Here is a 9,481-nt window from a genome sequence, read left to right as displayed (position 1 = left end):
GATGGCGACCTCGGCGGCGAAACCCCGCGCCGTCTCGGCGATCCGCGCCGCCGGACGGGCGTGGATCCCGTGCGCCAACGGCACGACGATCGCGCGGCTGATCTCGGCTTCGGCGGCGGTTTCGACCACCGCCGCGCCCGCCACCGGGACCAGCTCCATCAGGAAGCCACCGGCTAGCGTCTCGGCGTCCTGCGTCCGCCGGACGATCGAGAACGCCTCCGGATTGGTAATGACCACCGGCGTGATCAGGCTCTTGGCCTTGCGGGCCAGCAGGTCGAGATCAAAGCCGATCAGCGCCTGACCAGCCGCAACCGCCTGGCCCTCGGCGACGTGGACCTCAAAGCCCTCCCCGCCCAGCGCCACCGTCTCCAGCCCCACGTGCATCAGGATCTCCGCGCCGTTGCCGGCCCGGATCGTCACCGCATGACCCGACCGGTGCACGCTGAGAACCACGCCGTCGCAAGGCGAAACCAGCACCGACCCCACCGGATCGATCGCCACCCCGTCCCCCAGCATCCGCTGCGCGAACACCGCGTCCGGAACCTCCTCCAACGGTCCCGCCCAGCCCGCCAACGGCGATTGAAGCACCAGACCCGACATCGATGACTCCCCCGAAACCTGTCGCAGCGCAGCCTGTCCCGGCGCGCTTGCCTCTCTTGATCGAAGGCTGAGCATAGATGCCATTTTAATACCACTCAAAAAACGAACACCGACACCGGAAGCCGAAAATCGTTTGACACAAAAGCGATTTATCGCCCTGGTGCGATTTATCGGATCGAAGCGGCGGACAAAAAGGACTTAGATTGGTATGTGCGCAGTGAGATGCCCCGAAACGCGGCGCCTGGCTCCACTGGAGATGGAAATCTAACCCATGCTGCTCTCCGAACGCATCGGCCCGATCGAGACCACCGCCTCCGCGCCGCTCTATCTGCAGCTCCAGCGCGCCCTGCGCGAGGCGATCCAGCACAAGATCCTGACGCCGGAAGACGCCCTGCCGCCCGAGCGCGACATGGCCGAGGATTTCAACGTCTCGCGCATCACCGTGCGCAAGGCGCTTGAGGGCCTGGTCAGCGAGGGTCTGCTCACCCGTCGCCAGGGCGCGGGCACCTTCGTCGCCTCGCGAGTCGAGAAGAACTTCTCCAAGCTGACCTGCTTCACCGAGGACATGATCTCGCGCGGCCGCAGCCCGCACAGCGAGTGGCTGGCCAAGATGGAAGGCTCGGTGACGCCCGAGGAGTCGCTGACCCTGGGCCTGTCGCCCAGCACGCCGGTCTACCGCTTCCATCGCATCCGCTATGCCGACGGCGCGCCGATGGCCGTCGAATATTCGACCATCGCCGCCTTCGCCCTGCCCTCGGTCGAGGTAGTCGAGCACTCGCTGTACGAAGCCATGGCCGACGCCGGCTACCGGCCGGTGCGGGCGCTGCAGCGCCTGCGCGCGGTGCTGATCACCCCGCAGCACGCCACCCTGCTGGGCGTGAAGGCCAAGGACGCCGGCCTGCTGGTCGAGCGGCGCGGCTTCCTCAAGGACGGCCGGGCCGTCGAGATCACCCAGTCCTACTACCGCGGCGACACCTACGACTTCGTGGCCGAACTCAACGACCCCGCCTGACCCCTCCCTCTTTGTTTTTGTGTCCTGGAGTACGGCCCGTGACCGCGCAGCCCCTTTCCCATTTCCAAGCCCTGACGCCCGAAGCGACCCGCATGTTCCAGGAGGCCGGCGAGGCCTCGGGCGTGGTCGCCCGGCAGCTGGCGACCAATGCGGAGATCGTCGCCAAGGTGGCCGAGCGCCTGCGGAGCACGCCGCCCCGGGCCGTGGTCACCTGCGCGCGCGGATCCAGCGACCATGCGGCGACCTTCGCCAAGTACCTGATCGAGACCCGGGCGGGCGTGCTGACCTCGTCGGCGGCTTTGTCGGTGTCTTCAGTCTATGCCGCCCCGCAGGATCTGGAGGGGGTGCTCTATCTGGCCATCTCGCAGTCGGGGAAGAGTCCCGACCTGCTGGCGGCCGTCGAGGCGGCCAAGCAGGGCGGCGCTTTCGTGGTCGCCCTGGTCAATGACGAGAGCTCGCCGCTGGCGGCTCTGGCCGACGCGGTTCTGCCACTGCACGCGGGACCAGAGCTGAGCGTCGCGGCGACGAAATCCTACATCGCCGCCCTCGTGGCCATCGCCCAGCTGGTCGCGGCCTGGACGGGCGATGAGGACCTGACCACCGCCCTGACCGCCCTGCCGCAGGGCCTGGCGGCCGCCTGGGAGCAGGACTGGAGCGCCGGGATCGCGGCGCTGTCGGACGCGACCAACCTCTATGTCCTGGGTCGCGGCGTCGGCTTCGGCGTCGCCCAGGAGGCGGCCCTGAAGTTCAAGGAGACCTGCGGCCTGCACGCCGAGGCCTTCAGCGCCGCCGAGGTGCTGCACGGCCCGATGGCCCTGGTGAAGGACGGCTTCCCGGCCCTGGTCCTAGCCCAGCAGGACGAGACCTACGCCTCGACGCTGAAGATGGCGCAGGGCCTGGCCGAGCGCGGCGCGACCGTGCTGCTGGCGGGGGGCGAGGTTTCGGGCGCGACGACGCTGCCGAGCCAGTCCGGCCATCCGCTGCTGGAGCCGATCCTGCTGGTCCAGAGCTTCTACCGCATGGCCGCCGGCCTGTCGGTGGCGCGCGGCTACGATCCCGACAGCCCGCCCCACCTCAACAAGGTGACCCAGACCGTCTGATGGCCCCCGTCGCTCCAGTCACCGCGCTCGTAAACGCCGAGATCCTGACCCCGGCCGGCGTCGTCGCCGGCCGGGCCCTGCTGGTGCGCGACGGCGTCATCGTCGGCCTGGTCGCGCCCGAGGCCGTCCCGGCCGACGCCCAGGTCGAGGATCTGGCCGGCGGCCTGCTGGTTCCCGGCTTCATCGACACCCAGGTCAATGGCGGCGGCGGGGTGCTGTTCAACGACGCCCCCACCGTGGAGACCATCGCCGCCATCGGCGCGGCCCACCGGCCGTTCGGCACCACCGGCTTCCTGCCGACCCTGATCAGCGACGACCTGCACGTCGTCGACGCGGCCATGCGGGCCACGGAAGACGCCATAGAGCAGGGCGTGCCCGGGGTGCTGGGCGTGCACATCGAGGGCCCGTTCCTCAACGCGCAGCGCAAGGGCATCCACGACGCGGGCAAGTTCCGCGTCCTCGACAACGAGGCCATCGCCCTGCTGTCGTCGCTGAAGCGCGGCAGGACCCTGGTGACCCTGGCCCCAGAGACCACCACGCCCGACATGGTCGCCCGCCTGACCGAGGCCGGCGTCGTCGTGGCCGCCGGCCACACCAACGCCCGCTACGAGACCGTCCGCGCAGCGCTGGACGCCGGCCTGACCGGCTTCACCCACCTCTTCAACGCCATGTCGCCCCTGACCAGCCGCGCTCCGGGCGCGGTGGGCGCAGCCCTGGAGAGCCAGTCGGCCTGGTGCGGGATCATCGTCGATGGCCGCCACGTCGATCCGGCCACGCTGAGGATCGCGCTTCGCACCCGGCCGCTGGACCGCTTCATGCTGGTCACCGACGCCATGCCCACCGTGGGCATGAGCGACAAGCGCTTCGTCCTGCAAGGCCAGCCGATCACCGTCGAGGACGGCGTCTGCGTCGGCCCCGGCGGCACCCTGGCCGGCTCCGACCTCGACATGATCGGCGCCGTCCGCAACGCCGTCGCCATGCTGGGGCTCAGCCTGGAGGACGCGGTGATGATGGCCGCGGCCGCCCCGGCCGCGTTCCTGGGCCTGTCGGCTGCGCGCGGCTCCATCGCCCCGGGCCAGGCCGCCGACCTCGTGCTGCTCGACGAGGGCCGCAATGTCCTGCGCACCTGGATCGACGGGCGGGAATAAGAAAAGGGCGCTGGTCTCCCGACCAGCGCCCCTTCCCTGCCGCCCTCCCCCAAGGGCGGCGCGCGAAAGTCCTAAGCCCCTAGAACTTGTAGCGGACGCCCAGCAGGATCTCGCGGCCGGTGTGGTGATAGACCACCGGCATGTTCTGCTCGCCGCTGAACTGGTCCTGGTACTCGTCGGTCAGGTTCACCCCTTCCAGGGTGATCTTGAACTGGTCGTTCAGGGTGTATTGCAGCGAGGCGTCGACGTTGAAGGTCTCGTTGGTGCCGTCATAGAGCACCGGCGCGGCCGTGGTGTTCTCCTGGCCCAGCACGCGGGTCAGGTACTTGTCGCGGTACGAGGCCGAGACGCGGCCGCTGAACTTGGCGTCCTCATAGTAGAGGGTGGCGTTGTAGCCGTTGCGCGACAGGCCGGTCAGGTCGCCGGTGGCGACCACGGCGCCGGTCGAGTTGACGTACTTCACGTCCGACTTGACGTAGGTGTAGTTCAGCAGGACGCCGGTGTTGGCCAGCGGGCCCGGCAGGAACTTGAACGGCTGCTGGTAATTGATCTCGAAGCCCTTGACCTTGCCGCCGTCGGTGTTGACCGGGGTCGAGAAGTTCCATTGCGCCGAGGGGCTGCAGCCGGTGGTCGTGCCGCAGGCGGCGATGGCCACGCTGTCGGGAATGCCGAACGGATTGCCGGTGAAGGTGGTCGAGGTGGTGACCGTCTGCACCAGGCTGCCGATGTCCTTCTGGAACAGGGCCAGCGACAGCAGGGCCTGGCTCTGGAAGTACCATTCGAAGGCGATGTCGTAGGTCTTGGCGCGGAACGGATCCAGGTTCGGGTTGCCGGCGGTGACGCTGCGGGCGGTGCCCGAGACGCTGACCGTCGAGCCCGGGGTCAGGCTGCCGAGGTCCGGACGCGACATCACCTTGGCCGCGCCGAAGCGGATCAGGAAGTTGTCGGTCGGCTCGACCACCAGGTTCAGGGCCGGCAGGGTGTCGTCATATTCGCGGCCGGCCGTGATGCCGACGGGCGAGCCGCCGACATAGGTGAAGCCGCGGGCGTACTGCTTGGTCTTCACGTAGCGGACGCCGAGATTGCCGCGCACGCCGACGCCGCCGATCTCGGTGCGCAGGTCGCCCTGCAGATAGGCGCCGCGATCCTCTTCGGAAACGCCGCGGTTGTTGCCCAGCGACGGCTCGGCGCCGAGCTTGAAGGCGCCGCCATAGGCCGACTGGTCGTAGAGGCTCAGCACGCTGGCGGCCTTGGCCAGGTCCGGAATGATGGTCTGGACGCCGTTGAAGGTGGCCAGACGGCTGAAGCTGGCCAGCGACATCGCCGCGATCGCCGCCGGGATCACCGTTTCCTGGTTGGTCGTGGTGCCGATCGTGCGGCGCAGTTCGGTGGTCTCAAACTCGTACTGCTTGAAGTTCAGGCCGCCGCTGACGCTGAGCGCGTCGTTGAGCTTGTACTCCGCCCAGGCCTGGGCCGTGTCGTAGGTGTTGACCGCCGACTGCGGGCGCAGGCGGATCTGGGTCAGCTTCCACTTGGTCGGGTCGGTCAGGGCGGCGTTGCCGTAGCTGAACTTCGGATCGCGGCTGTTGGTGTAGTCGTAGCTGTAGCCGTCGACGTTGAAGTAGTCGAAGCGCAGCGTCGTCTGGACCGGGTTCTGGTGGTCCGACTTGGAGTGGCCGACGAAGCCGTGGATCGTGAAGTTGTCGCTGATCTGGTGGTCGCCGGTCAGCGAGAACTGGGTGAACTTGGTGTCGAGCTTGTCGAAGCGGTTCTCGACGGCCAGGTCGACGTCGTCGAACGTGCCCTTGACCATCACGCCGTTCTCGATGGTGCGCGCGGTCACGTTGGTGTCGGCGATGCCGCAGCTGCTGGCGACGTTGGCGGCCGTACAGGCGCCGCCGGTGCTGAAGGACGGGGCCTCCAGATAGGTCTCCTGGCGCGTGCCCTTGAAGTCGGCGTAGAGGGCGTCGAACGACAGGGTCGTGCCTTCGAACGGCTGGAACTGCAGGGCCAAGGTGGCGCCCAGACGTTCCTGGTCGCTCTCGAAGCGGTCGAGGCGCGGGAAGCGCGGGTGGAAGGCGGCATTATCGGCCAGGGCCTGGGCCGAGGGATTGACCGTGGTCGGCAGGCCCGCGCCGTTGTTGACGGCGTCGAAGCCCGGCGAGAAGGCGTTGCCCGTCGCCCAGCGCACGGTGCTGTTGCCCTCTTCGAGGATCTTGCGCTTGGTGTAGGCCACCGAGAACAGCGCCCCGAACCGGCCGTCCTGCCAGGTGTTGGAGATCATGAAGGCGCCGCGCGGCGTGGCCTTCTCGGAGAGGTCGTTGTAGCTGCCCTGCAGCGAGGCCGACATGGCGAAGCCGTTGTAGTCGAACGGCCGGGCGGTGCGCAGGTCGACCGTGGCGCCCAGCGAGCCTTCTTCCACCGACGCCTCGCCCGTCTTGCGCACGGTGATCGAGTTGAAGAGGTCCGAGGCGAAGATGTTGAAGTCGAACGAGCGGCCGCGGTTGGTGCCGCCCGAGGCGTCGGCGCCGCCGGCGGTCGTCAGGGCTTCCATGCCGTTGATGCGCACGCGGGTGAAGGTGGGGCCAAGGCCGCGCACCGAGATCTGGCGGCCTTCGCCGCCGTCGCGCGCCAGGGCCACGCCGGGGATGCGCTGGATGGATTCGGAGAGGTTGAGGTCGGGGAACTTGCCGATGTCCTCGGCCAGGATCGAGTCGGTGGCGGCGGCTTCCTCGCGCTTGACGTTGAGGGCCTTGGCCAGGCTGTTGCGGAAGCCGGTGACCACCACCGCCTCGACTTCGGAGTTCTCGGTCGTCGCACCGGCGTCCTGCGCCATGGCCGAGCCCGCAGCCGCCAGGGCCAAAGCCACCGCGCCGGCCGACACGCCGATCTTCAGAGCGCGCAGACGCGCGTTATGTCCGTAAGACATCCAGTCCTCCTCCCATACGTTTCGTTGCAACGCGGTCTCACAGACCCCGTCGTGGCTTCGAAACGACCGCGCGTCCTTCCCACGCGGCCGCTCTCGGCCGTCATTATGGAAACCGGTGTCATTGGCGTTTGCAACGCCCTGACACCGGTAGCAACTAACGCGTAACAAACACTGGAAGGCGTATCAAGCTGTGGGACCGGTAACAGTTGCAACGACCGACGCGAACGTGGCGCCGGCGCTACGCTAGGGTCTCATGGGGCGCTGCTTCAGCGCTGGGCGACCTTGTGCAGGCCGTCGAGCATGCCCCGGCGGTGCTCGGCCGGCAGGCTGGCGCCGACGTTGCGCAGCAGGCGCAGGGCCGAAAGGTGGACATCCACCGCGTCCCAGCGCCAGGCGCCGGCCTCGGCGCAGTTGTCGACCAGGGCGCACAGCGACACCGCCGCCTCGTCGACCCCGGCGTCGGCGGCGAAGCCGGCCACGTCGATGATCTTCAGGGTCAGGGTGTAGAGCGTCTCGAAGTCCTCGCCGGCGCGGCCGGCGGCCGTGGGGCCAAAGCGCGCCTCGATGGCTTCAAGGGCCTCGTCCAGGGCGGCGAGCGAGCTGTCGCGCAGCGTCTCGACATTGGCCTCGGCCGCGGCGACCGCGTCCTTGGCCAGGATCCCGCCGCGATCCTTGATCATGGCGGCGAGGCGGTTCGGCGGCCGGAACTTGCGGACGGTCATATCTGCACCTTCGCGACCTTCATCAGGCTGTTGATTTCTTCCTGCGACATGTTCGGCTCCTGAGCGTCGCCGACCTCCCCCGCCAGGTCGTCCTTGCGTCGGCCGTCCGTCCCCGGCGGCGGCCCCTCGTGCTTGAAACGGCGATCGGGCCCGACATAGGTGTCGCACTCGATGAAGGCTCGCTCTTCCCGCGCCACCCAGAAGATCCGCTCCAGCAGCACCTTGGGCGTGATCGGCTTGGCGACGGTGAAGTTGGATCCGGCGTCGCGGTTCTTGAACACCTGCGAGGTGCGGGTGTGGCCCGTGACCAGGATCACCGGAACATAGCGGTTGGTTTCGGGCCCCTCGCGGCGGAGCCACTGGATGAATTCGTAGCCGTCGACCTCGGGCATCTGCACGTCGCTGATGATCAGGTCGAAGGTGTGGATCTTGATCAGGGCCTGGGCGTCCTTGACCGACTCCGCGCGGTGCAGGGAGCGCACGCCGAAGCCGGAGACCACCCCCGACAGGATGTCCAGGGACGCGCCGTTGTCGTCGAGCACCAGCACGGTGGCCCGCTCGAGATTGATCCGAGTCGATGGATTTAGCGGCTCGGGCATCGACGCCTCAGAAGAAGTCGAGTTCGCCGGCCTCGGCGCCCCAGCCCGCATGGTCCTTGTCGGAACGCAGGCGGCCCACCAGGTCGGCCAGGCCCAGGCCTTCGAGCAGGGGCTCGATCGCCAGGTTCCATTCGCCGGATGCGTGCTGGCCGATGCGGGCCAACACGTCCGACAGGCCGTGCAGCCGCTGGCTCAGCTCGTCGAGCGCCTGCAGGCGGGTGATGTTCTCGAGCGCCGCGCCGCCGGTGGCCAGTTCGCCCGCCACGTGCTCGCAGTCGCGGCAGATCATCGCCGCGGCCGCCAGCTCGGCCGCCAGCCGACGCGACAGCTCGCCCACCGGAAGCTGATGATCCGGGGAGACGATGATATCGGCGGCGGCGGTCGACGTGGCGGTCATGAGGTCTAGAACAGCTCCAGGTCGCCGGCGTTGGACGCGGGCTGAGGAATCGGGGCGGGACGACGCACTTCTTGCGGCGCATTGTCGACGGCCACAAGGCGTTGACGCACCCGGCCGGTCACCGGCCAGAACTCGACTCGGCGGGCCGAGACGCCGCCGACGCTGGACGACACGATCGGAATGCCTTCGTCGCGCAGGAAACGCTCGGCGAAAGCCGCGTTGCTGGCGCCGACGTCCGACAGGCTGTCGAACAGCTTGCCGCCGCCGAAGATCTTGGCTTCCAGCCGCTCGCGGCGGGCGCCCTTCTTCAGCAGGCCGTTGATCAGCAGTTCCATGGCGTAGGCGCCGTAACGCACGGCGTCGCCGCCGCTACCGCTGCTGCGGCCGTCGCCCGCGTCGGGCAGCAGGAAGTGGTTCATGCCGCCGACGCCGGCCTGCGGATCGCGGATGCAGGCGGCGATGCACGAGCCCAGAACCGTGGTCATCACCACGTTCGGGTCGGTCGAGACGTGGCTTTCGCCCTGGGTCACGTGGACCTTGGTCGCGCGCAGCTCGTCGTCGTGAGAGTAGTCGCGCCCGATCATGTCAGCTGCCCGAAAACTTGTTCGATCTTGTCGCGCAGACCCTGCACGGTGAACGGCTTGACGCAGTAGTTGTTGACGCCGAACTGCACGGCGCGCTGCACGAGCTCGCGGTCGGCCCGGCCGGTCAGCATGACGAAGGCCGTCTGCCGGATCGGCGGGTGCGAGCGCACGGCGCGCAGCAGGGCCAGGCCGTCCATCTTCGGCATGTTGAAGTCCGAGATGACCAGGTTGGCCGGCTTGGCCAGGAGGTTCTTCAGAGCCTCCTCGCCGTCGGGCGCCTCGCGGATGTCCTTGAAGCCGATCTGCTGCAGGGCGTTTCGGATCAGCGCCCGCATGGTCAGCTGGTCGTCGACGACGAGAACGGAAATGGTGCTTGCTTGGGGCATGGGT

General features: G+C 68.4%; 10 protein-coding genes. 3 read left to right on the top strand and 7 right to left on the bottom strand.

Features of this window, described 5'->3' with window-relative positions; all coding sequences use genetic code 11:
• On the bottom strand, positions 1 to 600 hold a 600-nt coding region (locus tag AC07NG_RS03980), incomplete at its 3' end, for a glucose PTS transporter subunit IIA (RefSeq protein ID WP_494592321.1).
• 271 nt (positions 601 to 871) lie between these two features.
• Here AC07NG_RS03980 and AC07NG_RS03975 point away from each other — a divergent pair.
• The 3 genes from AC07NG_RS03975 (at position 872) to nagA (ending at position 3,860) form a co-directional block, all read left to right on the top strand.
• A complete protein-coding gene (locus AC07NG_RS03975) occupies positions 872 to 1,612 on the top strand; it encodes a GntR family transcriptional regulator (protein ID WP_487292608.1) in 741 nt (246 codons plus the stop codon).
• Positions 1,613 to 1,704: 92 nt separating this feature from the next.
• Complete coding sequence (locus AC07NG_RS03970; RefSeq protein ID WP_494592342.1) at positions 1,705 to 2,712, top strand: SIS domain-containing protein; 1,008 nt, start codon at positions 1,705 to 1,707, stop codon at positions 2,710 to 2,712.
• On the top strand, positions 2,712 to 3,860 hold the full coding sequence (gene nagA / locus AC07NG_RS03965) for an N-acetylglucosamine-6-phosphate deacetylase (protein WP_494592319.1): 1,149 nt from the start codon (positions 2,712 to 2,714) through the stop codon (positions 3,858 to 3,860). The genes AC07NG_RS03970 and nagA overlap by 1 nt, the downstream gene beginning before the upstream one ends.
• A 79-nt stretch (positions 3,861 to 3,939) precedes the next feature.
• Here nagA and AC07NG_RS03960 read toward each other — a convergent pair whose 3' ends face one another.
• The 6 genes from AC07NG_RS03960 to AC07NG_RS03935 all read right to left on the bottom strand — a co-directional run bounded on the left by AC07NG_RS03960 (position 3,940) and on the right by AC07NG_RS03935 (position 9,477).
• Positions 3,940 to 6,789 carry a TonB-dependent receptor gene (locus AC07NG_RS03960; RefSeq protein ID WP_494592317.1) on the bottom strand — a complete coding sequence of 950 codons (2,850 nt, stop codon included), beginning with the start codon at positions 6,787 to 6,789 and terminating at the stop codon, positions 3,940 to 3,942.
• Positions 6,790 to 7,055: 266 nt separating this feature from the next.
• Positions 7,056 to 7,511: a chemotaxis protein CheE gene (locus AC07NG_RS03955; protein ID WP_110118610.1), complete on the bottom strand. Its 456-nt coding sequence runs from the start codon at positions 7,509 to 7,511 to the stop codon at positions 7,056 to 7,058.
• A complete protein-coding gene (locus AC07NG_RS03950; RefSeq protein ID WP_110118611.1) occupies positions 7,508 to 8,110 on the bottom strand; it encodes a response regulator in 603 nt (200 codons plus the stop codon). Before AC07NG_RS03950 ends, AC07NG_RS03955 begins: the two co-directional genes overlap by 4 nt.
• 7 nt (positions 8,111 to 8,117) lie before the next feature.
• Entirely contained in the window at positions 8,118 to 8,507 is a 390-nt protein-coding gene (locus tag AC07NG_RS03945) for a DUF8776 family protein (RefSeq protein ID WP_487289011.1), read from the bottom strand.
• Positions 8,508 to 8,512: 5 nt separating this feature from the next.
• Positions 8,513 to 9,091, bottom strand: coding sequence for a chemotaxis protein CheD (locus AC07NG_RS03940; RefSeq protein WP_110118613.1), 579 nt, complete (start codon positions 9,089 to 9,091; stop codon positions 8,513 to 8,515).
• Positions 9,088 to 9,477 (bottom strand): response regulator, encoded by a 390-nt coding sequence (locus tag AC07NG_RS03935; protein WP_007675655.1) that lies wholly within the window; start codon positions 9,475 to 9,477, stop codon positions 9,088 to 9,090. Before AC07NG_RS03935 ends, AC07NG_RS03940 begins: the two co-directional genes overlap by 4 nt.
• Positions 9,478 to 9,481 lie beyond the last annotated feature (4 nt).

This window comes from Caulobacter sp. GW821-FHT10C03 (assembly GCF_059415485.1).
Note: the sequence above shows the minus strand (reverse complement) of the source record. Positions and strands in the feature narration are given on the sequence as shown.

Bases quoted from the DNA above. Each gene is read 5' to 3' on its own strand.
- AC07NG_RS03975 (WP_487292608.1), top strand. From the start codon at position 872: ATGCTGCTCTCCGAACGCATCGGCCCGATCGAGACCACCGCCTCCGCG.
- AC07NG_RS03970 (WP_494592342.1), top strand. From the start codon at position 1,705: ATGTTCCAGGAGGCCGGCGAGGCCTCGGGCGTGGTCGCCCGGCAGCTG.
- nagA (WP_494592319.1), top strand. From the start codon at position 2,712: ATGGCCCCCGTCGCTCCAGTCACCGCGCTCGTAAACGCCGAGATCCTG.
- AC07NG_RS03960 (WP_494592317.1), bottom strand. From the start codon at position 6,789: ATGTCTTACGGACATAACGCGCGTCTGCGCGCTCTGAAGATCGGCGTG.
- AC07NG_RS03955 (WP_110118610.1), bottom strand. From the start codon at position 7,511: ATGACCGTCCGCAAGTTCCGGCCGCCGAACCGCCTCGCCGCCATGATC.
- AC07NG_RS03950 (WP_110118611.1), bottom strand. From the start codon at position 8,110: ATGCCCGAGCCGCTAAATCCATCGACTCGGATCAATCTCGAGCGGGCC.
- AC07NG_RS03945 (WP_487289011.1), bottom strand. From the start codon at position 8,507: ATGACCGCCACGTCGACCGCCGCCGCCGATATCATCGTCTCCCCGGAT.
- AC07NG_RS03940 (WP_110118613.1), bottom strand. From the start codon at position 9,091: ATGATCGGGCGCGACTACTCTCACGACGACGAGCTGCGCGCGACCAAG.
- AC07NG_RS03935 (WP_007675655.1), bottom strand. From the start codon at position 9,477: ATGCCCCAAGCAAGCACCATTTCCGTTCTCGTCGTCGACGACCAGCTG.